The following is a 24,922-nucleotide window of genomic DNA, read 5'->3' as shown; positions in this document are numbered from 1 at the left end:
AATACGATGCAGATAGATTATACCAAGCGATGGTTATGTTTGCAAGAATATACAGGCCGGGATCTTTTCAGATCCCGGCCTGTATCCGTTACGAAATATCCGCCAGTTCCAGATATTTGTATCCATTTTCTGCAATGTGGTCTTTTCTTCCCTGGAGGTTGTCCCCCAGCAGCAGATCAAAGACCCGGGCGGTGTTTTCCACATCCTCGGGCATGACCTTGATGAGCCGCCGTGTGGCGGGATTCATGGTGGTGAGCCACATCATGTCCGGCTCGTTCTCGCCCAGACCCTTGGAGCGGTTGATGGAGCACTTTTTGCCCGCCAGCTCGCCGCTCACGATGTCGTTCTTCTCGGCGTCGGAGTAGGCGAACCAGGTCTTTTCCTTATAGTTGATCTCGTACAGGGGGGATTCCGCGATATACACATAGCCCCGCTGGATGAGGGTGGGGGTGAGGCGGTAGAGCATGGTCAAAATCAGGGTGCGGATCTGGAAGCCGTCCACGTCGGCATCGGTACAGATGACGATCTTATTCCACCGCAGGTTCATGAGGTCGAAGGCCGCCAGGTCCTTGGCGTGCTTGTCGTGGACCTCCACGCCGCAGCCCAGCACCTTCAGAAGGTCGGTGATGATCTCGCTCTTGAAGATCTTGGCGTAGTCGGCCTTCAGGCAGTTCAAAATCTTGCCCCGGACGGGCATGATACCCTGGAACTCCGCGTCCCGGCTCAGCTTGACGCTGCCCAGAGCGGAATCGCCCTCCACGATATACAGCTCCCGGCGGGTGGTATCCTTGGTGCGGCAGTCCACAAACTTCTGCACCCGGTTGGAGATATCCACATTGCCGGACAGCTTCTTCTTGATGTTCAGCCGGGTACGCTCGGCGTTCTCCCGGGAGCGCTTGTTGATGAGCACCTGCTCGCCGATCTTGGCGGCGTCGAAGGGGTTCTCGATGAAGTAGACCTCCAACTGGGCGCGCAAAAACTCGGTCATGGCCTCCTGAACAAACTTGTTGGTGATGGCCTTCTTGGTCTGGTTCTCGTAGGAGGTCTGGGTGGAGAAGTTGTTGCTCACCAGCACCAGGCAGTCCTCCACGTCGGCCCAGGTCAGCTTGCTCTCGTTCTTCTGGTACTTGCCCTGGGTCTTGAGCCAGGCGTCGATGCCGCCCACAAAGGCGGACTTCACCGCCTTCTCCGGGGAGCCGCCGTGCTCCAGCCAGGAGGAGTTGTGGTAATGCTCGATGACCTGCACCGTGTTGGAGAAGCAGAAGGACACGGACAGCTTCACCTTGTACTCGTCCTTGTCCGCCCGGTCCCGGCCCTTCCGCTCGGTCTGCCAGAATACCGGCTGAGTCAGGGGGTTGTCCCCCGCCAGCTCCTTCACATAGTCCTCGATGCCGTTTTCATACTTGAAGTCGGTGGTCTCAAACTTGCCCCCCACCTGGTTGCGGAACCGGAAGGTGATGCCGGCGTTGACCACCGCCTGCCGCTTGAGCACGTCCAGGTAGTACTCCACCGGAATGTCGATATCGGTGAATACGTCCAGATCGGGCAGCCAGCGGAACCTGGAGCCGGTCTTTTTGCCGCTGTAGGGCTCCTTTTTCAGGCCGCCCACGTTTTCACCCTTCTCAAAATGGAGGGTGTACTCGAAGCCGTCCCGGTGGATCACCGCGTCAAAGTACCGGCTGGCGTACTGGGTGGCGCAGGAGCCCAGGCCGTTGAGGCCCAGGGAGTACTCGTAGTTGTCGCCGGAGTTGTTGTTGTACTTGCCGCCGGCGTACAGCTCGCAGAACACCAGCTCCCAGTTGTACTTCTGCTCCTTCTCGTTCCAGTCCACCGGGCAGCCCCGGCCAAAGTCCTCCACCTCGATGGACTTGTCCTCATACCGGGTAAGGGTAATGAGATTGCCGTGGCCCTCTCTGGCCTCGTCGATGGCGTTGGACAGGATCTCAAACACCGCGTGCTCGCAGCCCTCCAGCCCGTCGGAGCCGAAGATGACGGCCGGGCGCTTGCGGACTCGATCCGCCCCCTTCAGGGAGGAAATGGAGTCATTGCCGTAACTTTTTGGGGAAGAACTTCTTGCCATGGGCCTCTCCTCATATCGTAAAACTGCCGGCCCTTCCGGGCCGGCGCCAAATGTGCGCATACAGCATTATATTACCCCATTCCCGCCCAAAGTGTCAAGAAAGGCCGGACCGCAGGTTCTGCGGTCCGGCCCTGTTGCTCATGCAGCCATATCCTCCAGTTCTGCCAGCGCCTCCCCCTGGGAGTCAGCGGAAAACCGGAAGCGTCCGGCGGCGTCGTATACCTCAATGTGTCCGTTTACATAGCGAAGTTCAAATTCCATGAGTCAGCGCTCCTTTCCTGTATCGTTGGGTACAGGATACCAGAGCAGCTGTCCAATAAAACGGACTATTCTTGCAGGTCAGCCTTAAATTGTTCCCACGCCTCCGGGTTTTGGACAAAATACCGGGGACATTCCTTGCCGGTGACGTCGTAGTGGCGGATGACCTGGTCGGTGTCCAGGTGGTACTCCTCCATGAGCCAGCGCACCAGCTTGATGAGGGAGTCATAGGTGGCCTGGGTGAAGGCCCCGGTGTCGTCGGGGTGGCAGCACTCGATGGAGATGGTGTCCACATTCCGGGGGCCGGTGCAGTAGGCGATCTCGTCCAGAGGGACGTTGCATAGGATCTCCCCGTCCAGACCGATGAGGAAGTGGCTGGAGGCGTAAGTCTCCCCGGTGGTAGCCAGGTTTCTAAAGTAGCTGTTGTTCTGCTCCGCCGTGGTGCCCGGATTGCCCACATAGTGGACCACCACGCCGTTGACCTCCTCCAGTGCCTCGCCGGGCCGGGAGTAGGGGTTGATGGGGAGCAGCTCCTCGGTGATCCAGTCGGGCAGGTTGCCCGAGGGCCGGGGGGCGGAGAATACCAGCCGCCAGACCAGGAAGGCCGCCCCAATCAGCACAAGGAGAGCGATGATGGGCAGCAGAGGGGAACGGCGGCGTTTTTTCACACGGGTGGGCATGGCTTGTCCCTCCTTTTTGAGGCTGAAACGCAGAAACACAGGCCCGCCGCCTGTTGCGGGCCTGTGTTTCCAAGATCTGAAAAAGAGAGGAAAGAGAGGAGTGGTGTGTCTCAACCACGGTTCTTATCCTAACCTCTCCCTGTGAACCCGTTTTGAACCGGATATGAACGTTTTGTAAAGGCTGATATTGGTTATTCCGCCAGAGTCTTGGACACGTCGGCCAGATAGTTCTGCTCCAGATCCTCGATCTTGCCGGCGTCGCAGGCGGCGGCCACAGCGGGGTCCATGGGCAGACGGGCCAGCACCTTCAGGCCCAGGCCGGCGGCCACCTGGTCGATGTGGCTCTCGCCGAAGATGGCGTGGCGCTTGCCGCAGTCGGGGCACTGGAAGTAGGAGTAGTTCTCCACCAGGCCCAGCACGGGAATGTGCATCATCTCGGCCATCTTTACGGCTTTGGTGACGATCATGCTCACCAGATCCTGGGGAGAGGTGACCACCACGATGCCGTCGATGGGCAGGGACTGGAACACGGTCAGGGGCACGTCACCGGTTCCGGGAGGCATATCCACAAACATATAGTCCACGTCCCCCCAGATCACGTCGGACCAGAACTGCTTGACGGTGCCGGCAATGACGGGGCCGCGCCAGATGACGGGGTCGGTCTCATGCTCGGTGAGCAGGTTGAGGCTCATAATGCCGATGCCGGTCTTGGTCTCGGCGGGGTAGATGCCCAGCTCACTGCCCTCGGCCCGGGTGTGGATGCCAAAGGCGGCGGGGATGGAGGGGCCGGTGATGTCGGCGTCCAGCACGGCCACCTTCTTGCCCATGCGGCGCATGGCTACCGCCAGGGAGGAGGTCACCAGGCTCTTGCCCACGCCCCCCTTGCCGCTGACCACGGCGATGACCTTGCCGATGTGGGACAGGCCGTTGGCGGGAACGTGGAGATCCTGGGGGGCGGTGCGCTCGCCGCAGCTCTCGCCGCAGGAGGAACAGTTGTGGGTACATTCAGACATGGTATTTTTCCTTCTTTCCTATGTTGTTACCGGATATTGGGATAGAAATAAGTCCGCAGGCGAATTCACTTCGCCGCAGGACACTGCTGCTTGCTCCGCCACTGGCGGGCAACCACCCGCGTGGGCGCGGGTGAGGGGGGTATCAGCCCCACTGTGCCGCTTACGGCGCGGCGGGGCTGTATCCAGGGGGGACAAAGTCCCCCCTGGACTTTTATTAGTAGTGATAGCTGCCGCCGCCGATGAACTCCCGGATGAGGGACTCGGGGGGGACCAGGGCCGGGTCCACCGGCTCAAAATACCGGAAGGCGTCCACCAGATCGTGGAACTCGTGATAGCGGGGGTTGTCGGCGGGGATCTGCTCCACCGCCTCTTTCAGCGCATGGGCGTAGTTGGCAAACACCGACACCTCGTAGGGCAGGGAGGAGTCGATGATGATATTGGCCCGGTTCTTGAAGGGGGAGATGTACTTCTTCTCGCCCCGGCGCACATTATACCACATCAAAAGCGTCTCTAAAAGGTCTGTGCCCCGGAAATTATAGTCACGGACGCCCCGGCGGGAAATGCGCATCCAGGTGCCCTTGAACCGCAGCTCCTCCCCCTCCAGCACGTTGGAGCGGGCGGAGATGTACAGGCCGGTGGCCTCGGGGTGGCGGCCGAAGATATCGTCGTTGAGGGCGTGGATACCCTCAAAGATGGCGATCTCGTTTTTGTCCAGCTTCAGGAAGGTGCCCCTGCTGTCGTTGCGCATCTGCCGGGCAAACTCGTACTTGGGCACCACCACCCACTCGCCCCGGGACAGCCGGGAGAAGGTCTCGTCCAGCAGATCCAGGTCCAGCAGCACCGGGGACTCGTAGTCGATGTCCCCCTCGGGGGTACGGGGGGCGGTCTTGCGGTTGAGGGTCTTGTAGTAGTTGTCCATGGAGATGGTGTGGGTGTTCACACCCCGGCGCTCCAGCTCCTGCTCCAGCTTGAGGGCAGTGGTGGTCTTGCCCGAGCCGGAGGGGCCGGACAGCAGCACGATGGGGCTCTCCTTCATCCGCTCCAAAATGCGGTCCACCGCCCCTTCAATGCGGCTCTGATAGGCGGCGTCGCAGGCCTCCAGAAATCCCTTGGGGTCGGTGCGGATGCTCTGGTTGATCTCTTGCAGCTGATAGGGCATAACGGACCTCCTTACAGGGCGCCTTGGAAGCGGGCGACCCGCTCCTTTCCGGCGCAGACGGCGTCGATCTTCTCAATATACTCCTTGGGATACTTGGGGTTGGCCAAGCGCTCGATACGCCCGGTGGCCGGATTGACCAGCTTGGTCACCCCGCCGCCTCCCAGGGAGACGATGGTGTGCAGCTCCTCCATCATGCAGATGTTATAGAGGCTCTCATGGCCCGGCAGGCACCAGCCCACGTTCTCAAAGGAGCCGGACATATATTTCTGACGGTAGAGGTAGTAGGGGATCTGCCCCGCCCCACGCAGGGCGGACCAGGCGTACTCCAGCATGGCGGCCACGTCGTCATTGGAGGGGACCGCACTTCCTTCCTCCATCAGCCGGGAGCCCTTCTTCATAGCCAGGGTGTGGACGGTGATGTTCTCCGGCGCCAGGGCCAGCACCTGGTCCAGGGTGGACCGGAAGCCGTCCACGCTGTCGGCGGGCAGACCGGCGATCAGATCCATGTTGACGCAGGGGATGCCGCTGTCACGAGCCAGGGCATAGGCCTTTAAAATATCCTCAGCCCGGTGGGCCCGGCCCATGGCGGCCAGAACGTGGTCCTGCATGGTCTGGGGATTCACCGACACCCGGCCGCAGCCCCGGCGGGCCAATACCTCCAGCTTTTCCCGGGTAATGGTGTCGGGCCGTCCGGCCTCCACGGTGTACTCGGTGCAGGCGGACAGATCAATGGAGTGGGCGATCTCCCCCATGAGCCGGTCCAGCTGAGGGGCGGACAGTGTGGTGGGGGTGCCGCCGCCGAAGTAGACGGTGCGTACCTTCAGGCCCGCCCCCGAAAGCATCTCACCGGTGGCCTTGATTTCCCGGGAAAGGCAGTCCAGGAAGGGGTCGATGAGCTTGAGGGCCCGGCCCACGTCGGCGGACACAAAGGAGCAGTAGGCGCACCGGGTGGGGCAGAAGGGGATGCCCACATAGAGGGACACCTCCTCCGGTTTCAGGCTCCGCTGGGCGTCCAGACTGGCCTGAGCGCAGTCCATTGCCAGCTGCCGCCGAAGGGAGGACACCCGGTAGGTATCCTTCAGCACCCGCTCCGCCTGGGCGGGGGTGGCCCCGGCCAGCATGGCCTTGGTGGGGATCTTCACCGGCCGCACGCCGGTAAGGGCTCCCCAGGGGGGCTCGTTCCCCCGGGCGGCCACCCCGGCGTCGTAGAAGGCCAGCTTCAAGATCCGCTGGAGGGCCCGGCTGGTGGAGAGGTCGTCGGTGAGCTCTTCCAGTTTACACCGGCGGCTTGCCCCATATGACTGACCGTGGTAAGTCAGCCTGGCGGTGGCGGTGGCCCACAGCTTCCCCCGGCTCAGGGAGAGCACCAGATGGTCCTCTCCGGCAGCGGGGGGCTGGTCGTCGTAGTCCGGCCGCTGGTCAGGGAAGAGGGTCAATAACATTTGCTCAGCGGCATATTTGTAATCGTGGCCCTTGAAGTATAGTTTCATGAAGGAAGAATCCTTTCCAGGGAAATAGGCGAGGACAGGAGATACGGGGCGTCCAGAGGCCGCCCCCTACAAGGTTTTACAGATTACGGGTAGGGGCCGGCGTCCTCGACGGCCCTTCCGGTCACCGTCCCAGCCCAGATTACCCCATGGCCTGCTGCATATAGTAGTTGCTCTTCCGCTCGGCCTCCAGGGTAGACAGATCCATGTGGCCAGGGAGGACGTGGAAGTCCCCGGGCAGCTTGGTCAGCCGGGCCAGGGAGGCCATGATCTCCTCATAGCTGCCGCCGGGCAGGTCGGTGCGGCCCATGGAGCCCCGGAACAGGGTGTCGCCGGTGAAGAGGGCTTCGCCCGCCATCAGGCACACTCCGCCGGGAGTGTGGCCGGGGGTGTGGAGCACCTGCACATCGATGCCCCCCACCTTCACCACGTCGCCGTCGTTATAGGGGGTGGGGTCGGCGCCCAGGGCGGGGAACACGGGGGTGCCCAGCCGGGCGATGTCGGCGGGGTGGAGGTACACCGGGATGCCGGGCAGGGCCTTGAGCAGTCCGGCCACGCCGGTGGTGTGGTCGTAGTGGGCGTGGGTCAGCAGGATGGACTGGATCTCCACCCCGTCCTCCCTGGCCTGGGCCAGGATGCGGTCGGCCTCGTCGCCGGGGTCCACCACGGCGGCGGTGTGGGTGTCCTCGTCCTCCAGCAGATAGCAGTTGGTGCCGATGGGCCCCACCTGTAAAACGCGAATTTTCATGGGTTGTCTGCCCCCTTCTTTACATGGTATCGGTGTCCAGCAGGATGGTCACAGGACCGTCATTTTGAGAATAAACCTGCATATCAGCGCCAAATCCCCCACAGGGCCACGGCCCTGCGGGGACCCCGCATCTTTTGATCTGCTCGGGCGGAGTGAATCCGCCCGGCATCGAGGTTTTGCCTGTGGCAAAACGCTCGGACGCGCAAAGCGCGGGGGCGAATTCAGCCTTACATCTGGTCGGTGTCCAGCAGGATGGTCACAGGACCGTCATTTTGAGAATAAACCTGCATATCGGCGCCGAATTCGCCGTGCTGGACCTCAAAACCCCGGCCGGCGCACTCGGCCATGAACTTCTCGTACAGGGGAATGGCGATATCCGGCTTGGCGGCCCCGGAGAAGCCGGGGCGGCGGGACTTGGTGTCGGCGTACAGGGTGAACTGGCTCACCACCAGCAGGGACCCCCCCACCGCCTCCAGATTCAGGTTCATCTTCTCATTCTCGTCCTCAAAGATGCGCAGACCGCACACCTTGTCGGCCATCTTGACGGCCTGGGCCTTGGTATCGCCGGGGGCTACCCCCAGCAGCACCAGAAAGCCCTGGCCGATCTCGCCGTTCACCTTGCCGTCGATGGTGACGGAGGCGTTTTTCACTCTTGTCACAACTGCGCGCATAGTTTAAATTCCTTTCTTTTTGGGGTAAGACCTTCCCCCCTCAGGGGGGAAGGTGGCATTTGCAAAGCAAATGACGGATGAGGGGGTGCCGGGTCCCCTTACCGGTACTCCCGGACAAACCCCTTGGCAAAAATGGGGTCGATATCAAACACCGCCTTGTCTCCGGCGGTACATTTCAGGTCGGTCACGTCCACGATGGTCTCGATGGCGCCGATGCCCCCGATAACTCTGGCCTTCTGGCCGTTGACCCGGACGGTGATCTGCCGCTGGGTGAGCCAGCGGCGGATGGCGTCCAGCAGGCCTCCCGCCCAGGGGCGGCCCATGCCGAAGCCGTTCTGATAGCCCACGGGGAGCACCGCCACCCGGGTGTTCTTCTTCAGGGGCGCGGGGGTGTTGCCCCCCACAATGTGGCCCTTGGGCACCCAGCGGGTCTCCTCCACCTTGACCTCGCCGTAGCCCACCCGGCGCAGGCCGTCTCCTCTGGCCCGGCGGCACCGGCCCATGAGGACGGTACCCGCCCGGACGCCCCCCAGCCGGGCGGCGGGGTGGTGCATCAGCACATAGGACCCGGCGGCGTGGACGGTGCCCGTCTCAAATCCGGCGGCGTGGATGGCCTCCACCGTTTTGGTAAACTCCTCCACCTGGGCCGCCAGGGCCTTGCCCTTGCGGCTCTTGGTGTACAGCTGGGTACACACCCCGGACACAGCGATGCTGGACAGGTCCCGGAAGGTGGACAAAATCTTCTCCGGCTCGCTGGAGAGAAAGCCCCCGAAGCCCATGCCGGTGTCGATCTGGATATGGGCCTCGGCAATGGTGGACCGGGCCTCCGCCACCCCGTTGAGGGCCATGCCGCTGTCGTGGGAGCCCACAGTGCAGATCACGTTCAGGTCCAGCAGCTGTTCCAGCTCCTCCCGGTCGGTGGTGCAACGGAGCATGAGGATCTCCTCCTCCACAAAGCCCGCCTTCCGCAGGGCGGCGGCCTCCGCCACCTCGGACACGGCGAAGCGGCCGATGCCCTCGGCCCGCAGGGCCTTTGCCAGCTCCACCAGACCGGCCCCCTGTCCGTCTCCGGTGACCACGCCGTAGATCACGGCGCTCCCCGCCCGCTCCTTGACCACGGAGATATTATGTTTCAGTGCGTCCCGCTCGATGACCAGGGTTTTCATGGCTCAGCCGCCTTTCCGTGGGTAGTCCTTTCCATTATATACTCCCTGCCGATTTGAGTCAATGAAAAGGGGACAGGCCTTGTGTTTGAGTGCAAAAAGTGCTATGATTGAGTATTGATACAGACTTTTCGGGAGGAACCGTTTTGAACCGACAGACCACCAAAATTTCCCCCGCCGACGTGGCGCGTCAGCGGGACTTCTGCCAGAAACTTCATGAGCGCAACGCCGCCCGTCCCACCGCCCCCCTGGCCTTCGTGGACACCTACGGCTGCCAGCAGAACGAGGCCGACTCCGAGCGGCTGCGGGGCTACCTGCGGGAGATGGGCTACAACTTTACCGACAGCGAGGCCGAGGCCGACCTGATCCTCATCAACACCTGCGCCATCCGGGAGCACGCCGAGATGCGGGTGCTGGGCAATGTGGGCGCACTGGTCCACACCAAGCGCCAGAAGCCCAACCAGCTCATCTGCGTGTGCGGCTGCATGGCTCAGGAGCCCCACCGTGCCCAGAAGATCAAAGAGAGCTACCGGCAGGTGGACCTGGTGTTCGGGCCCCACGCCCTGTGGCGGTTCCCGGAGCTGCTCTACCGGCTGGTGACCCGCCGGGGCCGCATCTTCGACATCACCGACGAGCCCGGCTCCATCGCCGAGGGCATCCCGGTGGTGCGCCAGGACAAGGTAAAGGCCTGGGTGTCCATCATGTATGGCTGCAACAACTTCTGCACCTACTGCATCGTGCCCTACGTCCGGGGCCGGGAGCGCTCCCGCCAGCCGGAGGTCATTCTGGAGGAGATCCGGGGCCTGGTGGCCGAGGGGTACAAGGACATCACCCTGCTGGGCCAGAACGTCAACTCCTACGGCAAGGATCTGGACAATCCCATGGACTTCGCCGACCTCCTGAAGGCGGCCTCCGAGATTGAGGGGGACTTCCTGCTGCGCTTTATGACCAGCCACCCCAAGGATGCCTCCCAGAAACTCTTTGACACCATGGCCTCCTCCCCCAAGATCGCCCCCTGCTTCCACCTGCCCTTCCAGGCGGGCAGCGACCGGGTACTCAAGGCCATGAACCGGGTGTACGACCGGGCGGGCTACCTGGACAAGGTGCGCCGGCTGCGCGAGGCCATCCCCGACGTGGTCATCACCTCCGACGTCATCGTGGGATTTCCCGGGGAAACCGCCGAGGAATTTGAGCAGACCATGACTCTACTGGACGAGGTGCGGTTTGACGCCCTCTTTACCTTCATTTATTCCCCCCGTGTGGGCACCCCCGCCGCCAAGATGGAGGACCCCGTCTCCAAGGAGGAGAAGGCGGCCTGGTTCCAGCATCTGGTGGAGCGGCAGGACCAGATCTCCGAGGAAAAGCACGCGGCCTATATCGGCAAGACGGTGCGCTGCCTGGTGGACGGCACCGACGACAAGGGCCTCACCGCCCGCACCCCCGGCAACCGACTGGTGCGCCTCACCGGGGAGGAGTCTCTCATCGGACAGTTTGTGGACGTGAAGATTACCGGAGCCAATAAGTGGTCCCTGATGGGGGAGAGGGCGTAGGGGCCGATGCCCACATCGGCCCGCAGGGAGGTGGGTTAGATGGCGGATTATCCTGTCCGTAAGAATCTCCGTTTAAAAACCTGGGATTACACCTCCGGCGGTACTTATTTCATTACCATCTGCACCAGGGACCGCCGCCACACGCTATCTACCATCGTAGGGGGCGATGCCTACATCGCCCCGCAGGTCAGGCTCACCCCGCTGGGACAGCTGGCAGAGCGCCATCTGTCCTCCATCCCCGGTATGATCAAGTTTGTGGTCATGCCCAACCACGTTCATTTTTTGGTAACCCTGGAGAGCGGGCCGATGAGGGCATCGGCCCCTACTCTGACGAATGTGGTGCGTTCCTTTAAGACTTTGGTGACCAAAGCATGGGGTGCACCGGTCTGGCAGCGGGGCTACCACGACCACCTTATCCGCAATACCGACGATTTTCAAACCATTTGGACCTATATCGACCAGAACCCCCAGAAATGGGAGCTGGATCGCTACTATACCGTCACAGAAAAGGAGCGCCCGCCATGCCGTCCGAGCTGACCCCCATGATGAAACAATATCTCAAAATGAAAGAACTCCACCCGGACTGCATCCTCTTTTTCCGGCTGGGTGACTTCTACGAGATGTTCCAGGAGGACGCCAAGCTGGCCTCCAAGGAGCTGGATCTCACCCTCACCACCCGGGACCGGGGCAAGCCGGAGGATCAGCGCACCCCCATGTGCGGCGTGCCCTACCACAGCGCCGACGCCTACATCGCCCGGCTCATCGCCAAGGGCTACAAGGTGGCCATCTGCGAGCAGATGGAGGACCCCGCCACCGCCAAGGGGCTGGTGGACCGGGACATCATCCGCATCGTCACCCCCGGCACCGTCATCGCCTCCTCCATGCTGGAGGAGGGCCGCAACAACTTTATTTGCGCCATCTATGAGGACTCTGCCGGATCGGGGCTGTGCTTCTGCGACATCTCCACCGGCGAGATCTCCGTCACCTCCTTTACCGGCCCCGACGCCGCCGAGCACCTGTGCAACGAGCTGGGCCGCTTCTCCCCCCGGGAGGCCATGCTGTCCGACGGGGCCTACAGCGACGCCGCCCTGCTGGACTTTCTCACGGGCAAGCTGGACTGCCGGTGCGAGAACGGCGGGGAGGCCCGCTTCCGGCCTGATTCCGCCCGCTCCCTGGTGGAGGAGCAGTTCACCAGCGGTCTGGACCAGCTGCCCCAGGGGGACGACCACGCCCTCCAGGCGGTGGGGGGCCTGTTGAGCTACCTCTACGAAACTCAGAAAACCGACCTCTCCCACATCACCAGCCTCAGCTGGTACACCTCCGGCCAGTTTATGGAGCTGGACCTCACCGCCCGGCGCAATCTGGAGCTCACCGAGACCCTCCGCTCCAAGGAGAAGAAGGGGAGCCTGCTGTGGGTGCTGGACAAGACCCGCACCGCCATGGGCCACCGGCTCATCCGTACCTGGATGGAGCGGCCCCTGCTCTCCCCCGGCGCCATCAGCCGCCGTCTGGGCGCGGTGGAGGAGCTGGTGGGCGACCCCATCGGCCGGGACGAGCTGAAAAACACCCTCCGGGAGGTCACCGACCTGGAGCGGCTCATCGGCCGCATCGTGTATGGTACCGCAGGAGGCCGGGATCTGATGGCCCTGGCCACCGGCCTGGGCAAGCTGCCCCGGCTGCGGGAGCTGCTCTCCCCCTACTCCGGCGCCCTGCTCACCTCCCTGTCCGCCAGTCTGGACGACCTGCCCGACCTGCGGGAGCTGATCTGCTCCGCCATTGTGGACGAGCCCCCCTTCTCCGTCCGGGAGGGCGGCTTCATCCGGGCGGGCTACAACGCCGAGGTGGACCGGCTGCGGGACATCCTCACGGGCGGCAAGGACCTGGTGGCCGCTGTGGAGGCCCGGGAGAAGGAAAAGACCGGCATCAAGAGCCTGAAGGTGGGCTTCAACAAGGTGTTCGGCTACTACATCGAGGTATCCAAGTCCTACTACGACCAGGTGCCCGAGCACTACATCCGCAAGCAGACCCTGGCCAACTGCGAGCGGTTCATCACCCAGGAGCTGAAGGACCTGGAGCACGAGATCCTGTCCGCCCAGGACCGAGTCACCGCTCTGGAGTACCAGCTCTTCTGCGACCTGCGGCAGCAGGCCGCCGCCCGGGTGGGGGACATCCAGCGCTCCGCCGCCGCCGTGGCCCAGGTGGACGTGCTGGCCTCCTTTGCCGCCGTGGCCGCCGAGAACGGCTACTGCCGCCCCGAGGTGGACCTGTCCGACACCATCGACATCTCCGAGGGCCGCCACCCGGTGGTGGAAAAGATGCTGAAAAATGCCCTCTTTGTCCCCAACGACACCCGGATGGACGGGAAAGACAACACGGTGGCCATCATCACCGGCCCCAATATGGCGGGTAAGTCCACCTATATGCGCCAGGTGGCCCTCATTGTCCTGATGGCCCAGATGGGCTCCTTCGTCCCCGCCCGCTCGGCCCGCATCGGCATCGTGGACCGGGTATTCACCCGCATTGGAGCCAGCGACGACCTGTCCGCCGGTCAGTCCACCTTTATGGTGGAGATGACCGAGGTGGCGGAGCTCTTAAAAAACGCCACCAGCAAGAGCCTGCTCATCCTGGACGAGATCGGCCGGGGCACCTCCACCTACGACGGTATGTCCATCGCCCGTGCGGTGCTGGAGTACTGCGCCGACAAAAAGCGGTTAGGGGCCAAGACCCTCTTTGCCACCCACTACCATGAGATCACCGCCCTGGAGGGGGTCATCCCCGGGGTGAAGAACTACAACATCGCCGCCAAGAAGAAGGGGGACGACATCCTCTTCCTGCGGAAGATCGTCCCCGGCGGGGCCGACCAGAGCTACGGCATCGAGGTGGCCAAGCTGGCCGGGGTGCCCGACAAGGTCATCACCCGGGCCCGCCACATCCTGAAGGAGCTGGAGGCCGGAGGCATCCAGACCCCCCAGGCCCCGGCGGCGCAGACCACCGACCAGATGTCCCTGCTGGACATGGGGGGCGGCGAGGTGGCCCGGCGGCTCCAGGCGGTGGACTTGAACACCCTCACCCCCATTGAGGCCATGAACCTGCTCTTTGAATTGAAGCAGCTGGTATAAAACCAACCACAAAAAAGGAGGAACACACCATGCTCACCGGACGGCGCCGCCCCTGGCGGCCCCAGATCACCCGGGCGGAATGTTACCGGGGCTGGGTCTTTTTCGCCCTGTATGTGTTTCTCTTTCCCTGGCTGATGGGCTGGGTCCAGCGCTCCTATCAGGGGGAGTTCCCGGTGGCCGAGGCCAACGTGGTGTACTACCTCATCATTGCCTCCCTCATCTTCCTGGTGTTTTGGTCCTTCCTGAAAACCGGCTTCCGGCTGCTGCTGGACTGGCTGCCGGAGAACCTGTTCGCCTTTGTCACCGGCCTGGTGGGAGCCGAGGTGCTCTCCTTCCTGGTGGGCCTCATCCCCCTGCCGGTGCAGAACCCCAACCTGATGAGCTACCCCGAGCAATACTACTTCGCCCCCGCCGCCACCGTCTTTATCCTGGTGGTGCTCATGCCCCTGGTGGAGGAGCCCCTGTTCCGGGGACTGCTCTTCGGCTCGGTCCGCAATTACAGCCGGCCTCTGGGCTATGTGCTGTCGGCGGTCCTCTACGCCTTCTACTGTGCCATCCCCTTTGTGTATGCCTTTGGGGTGGTGGACCTGCGGTATCTGCTGTTGATGATCCAGTATGCCCCCATGGCTCTGGCGCTGGCCTGGTGCTACGACCGGGGCGGCTCCATCTGGAGTGCCATCGCCCTCCATATGGCCCTCAACGCTTTTACGCTGCTGGGGGCGCTGCACTGATCCCACGGGGCGTCGGGGACGCCGCCCCCTACTTCCAACGATGTAGGGGCGGGCCTCCCGGACCGCCCGTTATCTCTCCATTCAGAAAGCAGGTATCCTATGCCTCACATCCAACAACTTGACTCCCATGTGGCCGATCTGATTGCCGCCGGCGAGGTGGTGGAGCGGCCCGCCTCCGTGGTAAAGGAACTGATGGAAAACGCCATTGACGCCGGGGCCGACAAGCTGACGGTGGAGATCCAGCACGGGGGCATGACCCTGATCCGGGTCACCGACAACGGCTGCGGCATTGCCGCCGACGAGGCCCCCACCGCCTTCCTCCGCCACGCCACCAGCAAGCTGCGCACCGAATACGACCTGGAGGCCATCGGCACCCTGGGCTTCCGGGGCGAGGCTCTGGCCGCCATCTCCGCCGTGTCCCGGATGGAGCTGCTCACCCGCCCCGCTGATGCCCCCCTGGGCACCGCCCTCTCTCTGGAGGCAGGCGTGGTGGTGAGTCAGGAGGAGGCGGGCTGTCCCCAGGGCACCACCATGGTGGTGAAGGACCTGTTTTACAACACCCCCGCCCGGCTCAAGTTCATGAAGAAGGACTCCGCCGAGAGCGCCGCCTGCTTTGCCATGATCCAGCGGCTGGCCCTGTCCCACCCGGAGGTGAGCATCAAGTTCCTCCGGGACGGCAAGCAGGACCTGCTCACCCCCGGCGACGGCAAGCTCCAGTCCGCCCTGTACGCCGTGCTGGGCCGTGACCTGGCTCTGGGCTTTACCCCGGTGAAGGGCTCCGGGGAGGATATGACGGTCACCGGCTTTGTGTCCCTGCCCACCTGCTGCCGGGGCACCCGGGGCTATCAGCACTTCTTCGTCAACGGCCGGTATGTAAAGAGCCGCACCATGATGGCCGCCCTGGAGGAGGCCTACGCCAACCAGAAGATGGTGGGCAAGTTCCCCGGCTGCGTCCTCCATCTCACCACCAAGCTCAACGCCGTGGACGTGAACGTCCACCCCACCAAGCAGGAGGTCAAGTTCGGCAGCGATAAAAAGGTGTTTGACGCGGTGTATTACGCCGTAAAATCCACCCTGGAGGCTGACCGGTCCCGGCCCTCCGCCCTGGGGGACAGCCCCCGGCTGGCTCCCAAGGCGGCCCAGGACACGGTGCCCCCCCACCAGACCACCTTCCGCACCATGACGGCGGAGCAGTTCCGCAAGACGGCAAGCAAGCCCGCGTCGTCCCTGGCCCTCCATGATTTTACCGCCCGGCCTGCCCAAACCGCTCAGCCTGTGCAGGCGGCCCCCGCCTGTATGGGCGCGCAGCGCGCGCCCGGGAGTCCCTCCACCGCCCTGTCCGACGGCGGGCGCACACTGTGCGCCCCTACGGTCCCGGAGCGGCCCATCCCGGCCAAAACCACCCCGCCTGTGGAGGTATCTCCCGAGGCTCCGCGGGCGACCACAAGGGTCGCCCCTACGGTCGAGAAGGAACCCACTCCCACCGTCCCCCCTGTGGAGCCCCAGACTCCCATCCAACCTGAGCCGGAAGAAACACCTTGGCGCATGGCGGGGGAGGTCTTAAACACCTACATCATCGTGGAGCAGGGGGACAAGGTGCTCCTCATCGATAAGCACGCCGCCCATGAGCGGATGAACTTTGACCGCCTGAAGGCGGCGGGGTACACCCCCATGGTCCAGACCCTCCTGACCCCGGTGGTCTTTACCCCTCCGGCGGAGGAGGGGGCCGCGCTGCTGGCTCAGCTGCCCCTGCTGGAGCGCTTTGGCTTTGAGGCGGAGGACTTTGGCGGCGGGGCCATCATCGTGCGCGCCGCCCCCGACGACGTGGACGCCGCCGCCATTCCCGACGTGCTGCTGGAGCTGGCGGGCAGGCTCATTACCTGCGGCACCGCCGACCCGGACAGCGCCCGGGACGCCCTCCTCCACACCATGGCCTGCAAGGCGGCCATCAAGGGGGGCCAGAAAAACGGGGAGGCCGAACTGCTCAAGGTAGCCCGTGCCGTCATGGCGGGCACGGTCAAGTATTGCCCCCATGGCAGGCCGGTTGCGATAGAATTGACCCGCCAACAGATTGAAAAACGGTTCGGCAGAGCATAAACTTGACCTTGTGCGCGCCGTCGGCGCGTCCAAGCGTTTTGCGCAGCAAAACCTTGCCGCAGGGCGAATTCACTTCGCCCGAGGATGTAAAATCATCGGGGGTCCCCGGCGGGCCTGCCCGCTGGGGCACAAGTATTGCCCCCATGGCAGGCCGGTTGCGATAGAATTGACCCGCCAGCAGATTGAGAAGCGATTCGGACGGGCGTAAGCTTCCCCCCGGTGGGGGGAAGCTGGCAGCCATAGGCTGACTGATGAGGGGTTCCTTCTTACCCACGCCCCCTCATCCGGCCCTGCGGGCCACCTTCCTCCCGAGGGGGAAGGCAGGTATGTAAACTCGTCCCGGGAAATGTGCTCCCTTCCCCAACATCCGACAAAACATTTCCAGCAATTGGTATATATTGGATGTATCTCAGAGAAAAAGGAGTGCATCCATATGCAAAAGACACCCAACCTGCAAGACCTGTTCCTGCTCCGCGCCCGGCGGACCCATGCCAACGTCACCACCTTTTTGATGAACGGCTATCAGCTGAAAGGCCAGATCGTGGGCTATGACGCCTTTGTGGTGGTACTTATGACGGGGGACAAGCAGCAGGTGATCTACAAGCACGCCATCTCCACCATTGTGCCCGAACGGGCCGTCTCTCTGGAGCGGGAGGAGCGTGGCGACTGACCAAAGGAGCGCCTATGAAGCAAGGTTCTTTGAATGCCCGCATCGTGATGCTGCTGGTACTGGCCGCGGTACTTATTTCCATCGGGGTCTCCGCCCTGCGCAGCCTGCGGGAACTCTATCCCACGGTGCTGGCCTATACCTATACCGTCAGCGACAGTGTGGAGACCACCGGCTTTCTGGTCCGGCAGGAGACCGTCCTGCCCGGCCAGGGGGGCACGGTGGAGGTCCTGCCCCAGGAGGGAGAGAAGGTGAGCCGGGGCGAGACGGTGGCCCTGCTCTACCAGAGCGACGCCGGCCTTGCCCAGCGGTCCACCCTCCAGCAGCTGATGCTGGAGCAGGAGCAGCTGGAATATGCCCTGGCTCAGACCGGCGGCAGCGGCGACTCCGCCCAGCTCAGCGACCGGGTGGCCGATTCCATCGCCAACCTGCGGGGAGCGGCCGCCTCCGGCGACCTTACCGGGCTGGAGAGCCAGACCATGGACCTGAAGAGCCTGGTTTACAAGCGCAGTTACACCTTTGGTACGGAGGGAGAGGATTCCACCGCCGCCCTCCAGGCCTCTCTGGACAGCGTCAATGCCCAGATCGCTTCCCTTACGGCCCAGGCCTCCCAGAGCACCAGCCGGGTGACTGCCGCCCAGTCGGGCACCTTTTCCGGTCTGGTGGACGGATATGAAAGCCTGATTACTCCGGCCATGCTGGAGACCCTCACCCCCGCCCAGCTGAAGGACCTGTCCAGCCAGAAGCCGGCGGAGGACACCTCCGCCATCGGTAAGCTCATCACCAACTCCACCTGGTACTTTGCCTGCACCCTGCCGGAGGCGGACGCCGCCCGGCTGGTGGAGGGGCGGAGCATCACCGTCCGCTTTTCCCGGGACTGGTCGGGAGAGGTGTACATGAAGGTGGAGCGGCTGGGCGACCCGGCCGACGGGCAGGTGGTGGCGGTGCTGTCCACCGACAAGTTCCTGTCCGACACCACCCTGCTGCGGCGGCAGACCGTGGAACTGGTCTTTGACACCACCTCGGGTATCCGCCTGCCCAAGGAGGCCCTGCGGGTGGAGCAGCAGACCGTCACCGACAGCGAGACCGGGGAAGAAAAGCAGGTCAACATGACCTGCGTTTACGCTCTGGTGGGCCAGCGGGCTGAACGCAAGCAGGTACAGGTGGTGGCCGAGGAGGAAAACTACCTTTTGGTGACCCCTGTCACCGACTCCGCCCCCTCTCAGGCCAAAAAGGCCCTGCGGGCGGGCGACCAGATCATCATCTCCTCCGGCCAGCTGTATGACGGCAAGGTCATTGATTAGTTTGGACGATCCCTCTGCGCCCAAGACGCGCAGGCGGTTTTGCCTTATTATGTGTGTATTTTTTGGAGGTGCCTATCATGTCCCTGGAAGAGAAAGTAGCGCAGGTCAAGGCCAACATCGCCGCCGCGGCCCGTGAGGTGGGCCGGGACCCGTCCGAGATCACCCTGGTGGCCGCCACCAAGGTTCAGACCTCGGATACCATCCGGCAGGCCATCGCCGCCGGCGTCACCATCTGCGGAGAGAACCGGGTCCAGGAGATGACCGCCCATCTGGATGACGACGCCTATGCCGGGGCCGCCCTTCACTTCATCGGCCATCTCCAGACCAACAAGGTCAAACAGGTGGTGGGCCGGGTGGATCTCATTGAGTCGGTAGGCTCGGAGCACCTGCTGGACGCCATCGAGGCTCAGGCCGCCAAGCTGGACCTGGTGCAGGACATCCTGCTGGAGATCAACATCGGCGGGGAGGAGTCCAAAAGCGGCATTTCCCCCGACCAGCTGCCCGCTCTGGCCCAGAAAGCGGCCGCCTGCCCCCATGTGAATCTGCGGGGACTGATGGCCATCCCTCCGGTGGCGGAGGGACCGGACGGAAACCGGCCCTTTTTTGCAAAAATGCGTCAGCTTTTTGTTGACATAAGAGACAAGATGTCGGATAATGGAACCACAATCGACTGTCTTTCTATGGGAATGAGCGGCGATTATGAGGACGCCGTCCGCGAGGGCGCTACCCTGGTGCGCGTAGGCACCGCCCTGTTCGGCCCCCGCCCTCCCATGCATAAAGCTTGATTATGATTCAGGAGGTAACCGAATATGGGATTGTTTGATGAGCTGCGGCGGCTGGCCCGCCCCTATGAGGACGAGCCGGAGGACGACTACGAGGACGACTTCGAGCCTGTCTCCCGCAGTGAGCGGATGGACCGCACCGGCGGCGACCGTCTGGAGCGCAAGAGCGCCAAGAGCCAGGCCGTTTCCGAGTCCACCGGCAGCCTCTATTCCCTGGATAACGAGCGCCGCAGCAACAAGGTGGTCAACATCCACACCACCACCCAGCTGCAGGTGGTGCTGGTGAAGCCCGAGCGCTTTGAGAACGCCAGCGAGATCGCCGACCATCTGCGCGAAAAGCGCACCGTGGTCCTCAACCTGGAGTCCACCAACAAGGACATTGCCCGCCGCCTGCTGGACTTCCTGTCCGGCGTGGCCTACGCCAACGAGGGCAAGATCAAGAAGGTGGCCATCTCCACTTACATCATCACGCCCTACAACGTGGACATCCTGGGCGATCTCATTGATGAGTTGGAGAACAACGGGCTGTATTTCTAAACCCGGTCTCTGGAGAACAACGTCCACGTTGTCCCGCCGGGAGTCCGGCGTCCCAAGCGTTTTTGCGCAGCAAAAACCTTGATGCCGGGCGAATTCATTTCGCCCGAGCAGATTTAAAAACGGGGTCCCCGCACGATACGCAGCATCGGGTGGGGCGGACATTCTGGGCGATCTCATCGACGAGCTGGAGAACAACGGGCTGTATTTCTAACATAGCCGCCGGGCGGGTCCCAGACCCGCCCCTTCAAAAATCTGTATAAGACACAAAAAATCAGGGGGAATCAACCTATGCTTACGCCGCAGGAAGTTTCGGAACACGCCTTTACCAAGGCGTTTAACGGATATAATATGTCGATGGTGGACGAATTTCTGGATATCCTGACGGCGGATTACACCACCCTCTACAAGGAAAACGCCACCCTGAAGGCCAAGATGAAGGTGCTGGTGGAGAAGGTGGAGGAGTACCGCTCCACCGAGGACGCCATGCGCAAGGCCCTGATGACCGCCCAGAAGATGGCGGACGATCTGGTGGCCGAGGCCGAGACCAAGCGCAGCCAGCTGATGCAGAACGCCGAGGCCGACGCAAAGGCCCGCATTGCCGAGCTGCAGCAGTCCATCCGGGACGAGCAGATGCGCCTGGTGGCCGCCCAGCAGTCCACCGCCGCCTATGTGGGCAAGCTCAAGGAGCTCCACCAGCACGAGATGGACTTCCTCAGCGGCCTGTCTAAAGTGACCGCCGCCGCCCCTGTATCCGTGGACCCGGTGGGGGACACCGCCCGGGACATTGAGGAGAATGTGGAGCGGATCATCCAGAAGGAGCAGGAGGAGGACACCACCGACCTGTCCGCCCCCGAGGGCGCCAAGGAGAGCAGCCTGTACGATGAGCTGATGGAACTCAGCGGCCGGAAGGCCCCCGCCGCCCCTGCGGAGGAGGACGAGGATGACGTGGTGGAGGAGCCCACCCGCCGTATCGACTTTGATAACCTGCAGTTCGGCAAGGACTACGAGATCCGCTGAACCACTCACAAACCATGACGGAAGGCGCCGCGGTTTTCCACGGCGCCTCTTTTTTATCTGGAGGTATGACCATGCACTATCTGCACACCACCCTTTACGTCACCGATCTGGAGGCTTCCGTCTCCTTTCTGGAAAACTGGACCGGGCTGAAGGTCCTTCGCCGGTTTTCCATGGGCGACGCCCACTTTGCCTTCCTCTCCGGCGGGGAGGGGGAGACCGCCGTGGAGCTGATCCAGGGCGCCGGCCGCTCTGACGTCCGCTATGCCGGCCTGTCCCTGGGCTTCGCCGTGGCCGACCTGGACGGGGAGCGGGCCCGGGCGGAGGTCGCCGGACTGAACCCCAGCCCCATCCGTGAGCCCCATCCGGGGGTCCGCTTCTGTTTCCTCACCGGTCCGGACGGACTTACCGTTCAGCTGATGCAAAAGGGGTAAAACCCCTTGACAGAAGCCCTGCAAACGGGTAAGATACTGGGAGACGCCGAAAAAGGGCGTCTCCCAGTGATTTTCATCTGTAACATGCTGTGACGAGGACGAGTACCGCCCCCAACCCTGCGCAGAGAGCCGCCATTTTGGTGCAAGGCGGACAGGACGGGCCGGGAAAATCACCTCTGAGCATGGCCGCCGAACTGAGTAAGCGGCCCCGGCTGGCCCCGTTACAGGCTGTCGAGTGGTTCCGGTATGCCCGGAACAATGAGAGTGGTACCGCAGAGGTGTGCGCCTTTGTCTCTTAAGAGACGAAGGCGCTTTTTGTTTGCCTGTCTCTGGCTTCCCCCCTGTGGGGGGAAGCTGGCAGCCGCAGGCTGACTGATGAGGGGTTCCCCCTTGCCTGCGCCCCCTCATCCGGCCCCCTGGCCCACCTTCTCCCCTGGGGGGAGAAGGTTTTCCCCATGCGTTATTTTAATTTCAACATAAAGGAGAACCATCATGGACTACAACCAGACTGTCCACCTGCCCCAGACCGACTTCCCCATGCGGGCAGGCCTGCCCAAGCGCGAGCCCGATATGCTCCAGGAGATGTACGACCACGACCTCTACAACAAGATGGTGGGGCGTAACGACGGCAAGCCCACCTTCGTCCTCCACGACGGCCCGCCCTACGCCAACGGCAACATCCACATCGGCACCGCCCTGAACAAGATCCTCAAGGACATCATCGTCAAAGAGAAGAACATGACCGGCCATTACGCCCCCTACGTCCCCGGCTGGGACACCCACGGCCTGCCCATCGAGTCCGCCGTCCTCAAGGACAAGAAGGTCAAGCGGGACGAGATGACCACCGCCCAGTTCCGCACCAAGTGCCGGGAGTACGCCGAGGGCTACATCGCCAAGATGACCGAGCAGTTTAAGCGCCTGGGCGTGCTGGGCGAGTGGGACAACCCCTATATCACCCTGCTGCCCGAGTTTGAGGCCAAGCAGATCGAGGTCTTTGGCAAGATGGCTGAGAAGGGCCTGATCTACAAGGGCATGAAGCCCGTGTACTGGTGCCCCGCCGACCAGACCGCTCTGGCCGAGGCCGAGATCGAGTACGCCGACGACCCCTGTACCACCATCTTCGTCAAGTTCCCTGTCAAGGACGACAAGGGCAAGCTGGGCCAGTACGCCGACCTGAGCCGCACCTACTTCGTGATCTGGACCACCACCCCCTGGACCATCCCCGGCAACTTCGCCATCTGCCTGAACGCCGAGTTCGACTACGTGCTGCTCCAGGTGCCGAGCGGCGACGTGTACGTGCTGGCCAAGGACCTGGCCGAGAGCGTGTGCAAGGCCGCCCACATCGACTATGAGGCCTGCAAGGTGCTGGCCGAGCTGAAGGGCTCTGAGTTTGAGCTGATGACCGCCAAGCACCCCCTGTTTGACCGGGAGTCCGTCATCCTCAACGGCGAGCACGTCACCCTGGACGCCGGTTCTGGCTGCGTCCACACCGCCCCCGGCTTCGGCGCCGAGGACTTCCAGATCTGCCAGCAGTACGACAAGGCTGGCCTCACCAACATCGGCGTGCCCGTGCCCGTCAACGCCAAGGGTGTCATGACCGACGAGCGCTACAACGGCCAGTTCTACGCCAAGGGCAACGACATGGTGGTGGAGGACCTGGAGAAGGAAGGCTTCCTGGTGGCCAAGGAGCAGATCACCCACTCCTACCCCCACTGCTGGCGCTGCAAGAACCCCATCATCTACCGTGCCACCGAGCAGTGGTTCTGCTCCGTGGACGCCATCAAGGACGCCGCCGTCAAGTCCTGCGACGACATCCAGTGGAAGCCTGAGTGGGGCAAGGAGCGCATGATCTCCATGATCTCCGAGCGCAACGACTGGTGTATTTCCCGCCAGCGCGTGTGGGGCGTGCCCATCCCCATCTTCTACTGCGATGACTGCGGTGAGGACATCGTCACCCCCGAGACCATCGCCCATGTGGCCGACCTCTTCCGCCAGCACGGCTCCAACGTGTGGTTCGACCGTGAGCCCAAGGATCTGCTGCCCCAGGGCTTCGTATGTCCCAAGTGCGGTAAGACTCACTTCTCCAAGGAGTCCGACATCATGGACGTGTGGTTCGACTCCGGCTCCACCTGGGCTGCCGTGGCCGCAGAGCGTCCCTACCTGAAGTATCCCGCCGACCTGTACCTGGAGGGCGGCGACCAGTACCGCGGCTGGTTCCAGTCCTCCATGCTCACCTCCATCGCCGTCAACGGCGTGGCCCCCTACAAGCAGATCGCCACCCACGGCTGGACCGTGGACGGCGAGGGCAAGGCCATGCACAAGTCCCTGGGCAACGCCGTGTCCCCCGATGAGGTCATCAAGGAGTACGGCGCCGATATGCTCCGCCTGTGGGTGGCTTCCGCCGACTACACCCAGGATATGCGTATCTCCAAGGACATCATGAAGCAGCTCTCCCAGGCCTACCTGAAGATCCGCAACACCGCCCGCTATATGCTGGGCAACCTGTGCGACTTCGATCCTGACGCCAACCTGGTGCCGGTTGAGAGACTGATGGACCTGGACCGCTACGCCCTCCACTGCCTCAACGAGCTGGTGAAGAACGTCCGGGCCGCCTACGACCGCTACGAGTTCCACGGTGTGTACCGCGCCATCTACAACTTCTGCGTGGTGGATATGTCCAACTTCTACCTGGACATCATCAAGGACCGCCTGTACTGCGGCAGCGAGGCCGAGCGCCGCTCCGCCCAGACCGCCCTCTACTATATCCTGGACGGCATGACCCGCCTGGTGGCCCCCATCCTGGCCTTCACCTCCGACGAGATCTGGCACGCCATGAAGCACGCCAAGGGCGTGGACGCCGAGAGCGTGCTGCTCAATGATATGCCCGAGGACAACGCCGCCTTCGCTCTGGACGAGGGCTCCAAGGACCGCTGGGCCAAGCTGGTGGCTCTCCGTGACGCCGTCAACAAGGCCCTGGAGAACGCCCGCAACGCCGGCGTGTTCAAGAAGGCCCAGGACACCGAGGTGACTGTCTCCGTGTCTGCTGAGGACGCCGCCTTCCTGAAGGACGTGGACCTGGCCTCCCTGTGCATCGTGTCCAAGGTCACCGTCACCACCGACAGTGTGGAGGGGGAGAAGAACCAGGAGTGCCTCATCCCCTGCACCATCGCCGTCAAGCTGTCCGAGGCCCCCAAGTGCCCCCGCTGCTGGAACCACAACGACGCCATCGGCACCGACGGCCATCACGCCGAGCTGTGCCCCCGCTGCGCCGCTGTTGTTGGGGAATAATTGTAACCTGAAACATCAAAAAGGACGCCGCTTCTGCGGCGTCCTTTTTTGCAGTTGGGTCCTTTCTGCACCTCCACCAAAGGCTTGCCCATCGGGGCCGTCCATGTTACAATGAAGAGAACGATTTGTCAAAGGAGCCT

22 protein-coding genes and 1 other annotated feature are annotated in these 24,922 nt (G+C 63.0%); of the genes, 12 read left to right on the top strand and 10 right to left on the bottom strand.

Annotated elements, in window-relative coordinates:
- Nucleotides 1-88: 88 nt before the first annotated feature.
- The 10 genes from WHJ28_RS11020 to WHJ28_RS10975 all read right to left on the bottom strand — a co-directional run bounded on the left by WHJ28_RS11020 (nucleotide 89) and on the right by WHJ28_RS10975 (nucleotide 9,262).
- Nucleotides 89-2,080 carry a DNA gyrase/topoisomerase IV subunit B gene (locus WHJ28_RS11020; RefSeq protein ID WP_340042169.1) on the bottom strand — a complete coding sequence of 664 codons (1,992 nt, stop codon included), beginning with the start codon at nucleotides 2,078-2,080 and terminating at the stop codon, nucleotides 89-91.
- Between the two features lie 138 nt (nucleotides 2,081-2,218).
- The gene (locus WHJ28_RS11015; RefSeq protein WP_275533400.1) at nucleotides 2,219-2,341 is read right to left on the bottom strand and encodes a hypothetical protein; all 123 of its coding nucleotides are present in this window, start codon (nucleotides 2,339-2,341) and stop codon (nucleotides 2,219-2,221) included.
- 65 nt (nucleotides 2,342-2,406) lie between these two features.
- Nucleotides 2,407-3,018: a peptidoglycan recognition protein family protein gene (locus WHJ28_RS11010; protein ID WP_340042168.1), complete on the bottom strand. Its 612-nt coding sequence runs from the start codon at nucleotides 3,016-3,018 to the stop codon at nucleotides 2,407-2,409.
- Between the two features lie 191 nt (nucleotides 3,019-3,209).
- Nucleotides 3,210-4,031: a P-loop NTPase gene (locus WHJ28_RS11005; RefSeq protein ID WP_340042167.1), complete on the bottom strand. Its 822-nt coding sequence runs from the start codon at nucleotides 4,029-4,031 to the stop codon at nucleotides 3,210-3,212.
- A 214-nt stretch (nucleotides 4,032-4,245) separates the two neighbouring features.
- Nucleotides 4,246-5,190 carry a uridine kinase family protein gene (locus WHJ28_RS11000; RefSeq protein WP_340042166.1) on the bottom strand — a complete coding sequence of 315 codons (945 nt, stop codon included), beginning with the start codon at nucleotides 5,188-5,190 and terminating at the stop codon, nucleotides 4,246-4,248.
- Nucleotides 5,191-5,201: 11 nt separating this feature from the next.
- On the bottom strand, nucleotides 5,202-6,680 hold the full coding sequence (hemZ, locus tag WHJ28_RS10995) for a coproporphyrinogen dehydrogenase HemZ (RefSeq protein ID WP_340042165.1): 1,479 nt from the start codon (nucleotides 6,678-6,680) through the stop codon (nucleotides 5,202-5,204).
- Nucleotides 6,681-6,819: 139 nt separating this feature from the next.
- Entirely contained in the window at nucleotides 6,820-7,425 is a 606-nt protein-coding gene (locus WHJ28_RS10990) for an MBL fold metallo-hydrolase (protein WP_340042164.1), read from the bottom strand.
- Between the two features lie 19 nt (nucleotides 7,426-7,444).
- On the bottom strand, nucleotides 7,445-7,594 hold the full coding sequence (locus WHJ28_RS10985; RefSeq protein ID WP_275532727.1) for a D-aminoacyl-tRNA deacylase: 150 nt from the start codon (nucleotides 7,592-7,594) through the stop codon (nucleotides 7,445-7,447).
- A 58-nt stretch (nucleotides 7,595-7,652) separates the two neighbouring features.
- Nucleotides 7,653-8,096, bottom strand: coding sequence for a D-aminoacyl-tRNA deacylase (gene dtd, locus WHJ28_RS10980; RefSeq protein WP_340042163.1), 444 nt, complete (start codon nucleotides 8,094-8,096; stop codon nucleotides 7,653-7,655).
- Nucleotides 8,097-8,194: 98 nt separating this feature from the next.
- Nucleotides 8,195-9,262, bottom strand: coding sequence for an alanine racemase (locus WHJ28_RS10975; RefSeq protein WP_340042162.1), 1,068 nt, complete (start codon nucleotides 9,260-9,262; stop codon nucleotides 8,195-8,197).
- A 143-nt stretch (nucleotides 9,263-9,405) separates the two neighbouring features.
- Between WHJ28_RS10975 and miaB the strand changes: the two genes are divergently transcribed.
- The 12 genes from miaB to ileS all read left to right on the top strand — a co-directional run bounded on the left by miaB (nucleotide 9,406) and on the right by ileS (nucleotide 24,782).
- Nucleotides 9,406-10,809, top strand: coding sequence for a tRNA (N6-isopentenyl adenosine(37)-C2)-methylthiotransferase MiaB (gene miaB, locus WHJ28_RS10970; protein WP_340042161.1), 1,404 nt, complete (start codon nucleotides 9,406-9,408; stop codon nucleotides 10,807-10,809).
- A 39-nt stretch (nucleotides 10,810-10,848) separates the two neighbouring features.
- Nucleotides 10,849-11,346: a transposase gene (locus WHJ28_RS10965; RefSeq protein WP_340042160.1), complete on the top strand. Its 498-nt coding sequence runs from the start codon at nucleotides 10,849-10,851 to the stop codon at nucleotides 11,344-11,346.
- Nucleotides 11,331-13,928 carry a DNA mismatch repair protein MutS gene (mutS, locus tag WHJ28_RS10960; RefSeq protein WP_340042159.1) on the top strand — a complete coding sequence of 866 codons (2,598 nt, stop codon included), beginning with the start codon at nucleotides 11,331-11,333 and terminating at the stop codon, nucleotides 13,926-13,928. Before WHJ28_RS10965 ends, mutS begins: the two co-directional genes overlap by 16 nt.
- Before the next feature lie 29 nt (nucleotides 13,929-13,957).
- A complete protein-coding gene (locus tag WHJ28_RS10955; protein WP_340042158.1) occupies nucleotides 13,958-14,659 on the top strand; it encodes a CPBP family intramembrane glutamic endopeptidase in 702 nt (233 codons plus the stop codon).
- A gap of 99 nt (nucleotides 14,660-14,758) precedes the next feature.
- Nucleotides 14,759-16,756: a DNA mismatch repair endonuclease MutL gene (gene mutL / locus WHJ28_RS10950; protein WP_340042157.1), complete on the top strand. Its 1,998-nt coding sequence runs from the start codon at nucleotides 14,759-14,761 to the stop codon at nucleotides 16,754-16,756.
- Nucleotides 16,757-17,189: 433 nt separating this feature from the next.
- Nucleotides 17,190-17,426, top strand: coding sequence for an RNA chaperone Hfq (hfq, locus tag WHJ28_RS10945; RefSeq protein ID WP_340042156.1), 237 nt, complete (start codon nucleotides 17,190-17,192; stop codon nucleotides 17,424-17,426).
- Between the two features lie 14 nt (nucleotides 17,427-17,440).
- Nucleotides 17,441-18,727: a biotin/lipoyl attachment domain-containing protein gene (locus WHJ28_RS10940; protein WP_340042155.1), complete on the top strand. Its 1,287-nt coding sequence runs from the start codon at nucleotides 17,441-17,443 to the stop codon at nucleotides 18,725-18,727.
- A gap of 77 nt (nucleotides 18,728-18,804) precedes the next feature.
- Entirely contained in the window at nucleotides 18,805-19,512 is a 708-nt protein-coding gene (locus WHJ28_RS10935) for a YggS family pyridoxal phosphate-dependent enzyme (protein ID WP_340042154.1), read from the top strand.
- A gap of 24 nt (nucleotides 19,513-19,536) precedes the next feature.
- Nucleotides 19,537-20,046, top strand: coding sequence for a cell division protein SepF (locus WHJ28_RS10930; RefSeq protein WP_340042153.1), 510 nt, complete (start codon nucleotides 19,537-19,539; stop codon nucleotides 20,044-20,046).
- Between the two features lie 288 nt (nucleotides 20,047-20,334).
- Complete coding sequence (locus tag WHJ28_RS10925) at nucleotides 20,335-21,063, top strand: DivIVA domain-containing protein (protein WP_340042152.1); 729 nt, start codon at nucleotides 20,335-20,337, stop codon at nucleotides 21,061-21,063.
- A 71-nt stretch (nucleotides 21,064-21,134) separates the two neighbouring features.
- Nucleotides 21,135-21,494, top strand: a complete 360-nt coding sequence (locus WHJ28_RS10920) for a VOC family protein (RefSeq protein WP_340042151.1) — start codon at nucleotides 21,135-21,137, stop codon at nucleotides 21,492-21,494.
- Nucleotides 21,495-21,574: 80 nt separating this feature from the next.
- Nucleotides 21,575-21,793 (top strand) — a binding site (T-box leader).
- A gap of 193 nt (nucleotides 21,794-21,986) precedes the next feature.
- Entirely contained in the window at nucleotides 21,987-24,782 is a 2,796-nt protein-coding gene (gene ileS / locus WHJ28_RS10915; RefSeq protein WP_340042150.1) for an isoleucine--tRNA ligase, read from the top strand.
- The last annotated feature ends 140 nt before the right edge of the window (nucleotides 24,783-24,922 follow it).

The sequence above is a fragment of the Flavonifractor porci genome (assembly GCF_037572415.1).
Taxonomy (GTDB): Bacteria; Bacillota; Clostridia; order Oscillospirales; family Oscillospiraceae; genus Flavonifractor; species Flavonifractor porci.
The sequence above is the reverse complement of the archived record's forward strand: the minus strand, read 5'-3'. Positions and strand labels throughout refer to the sequence as shown.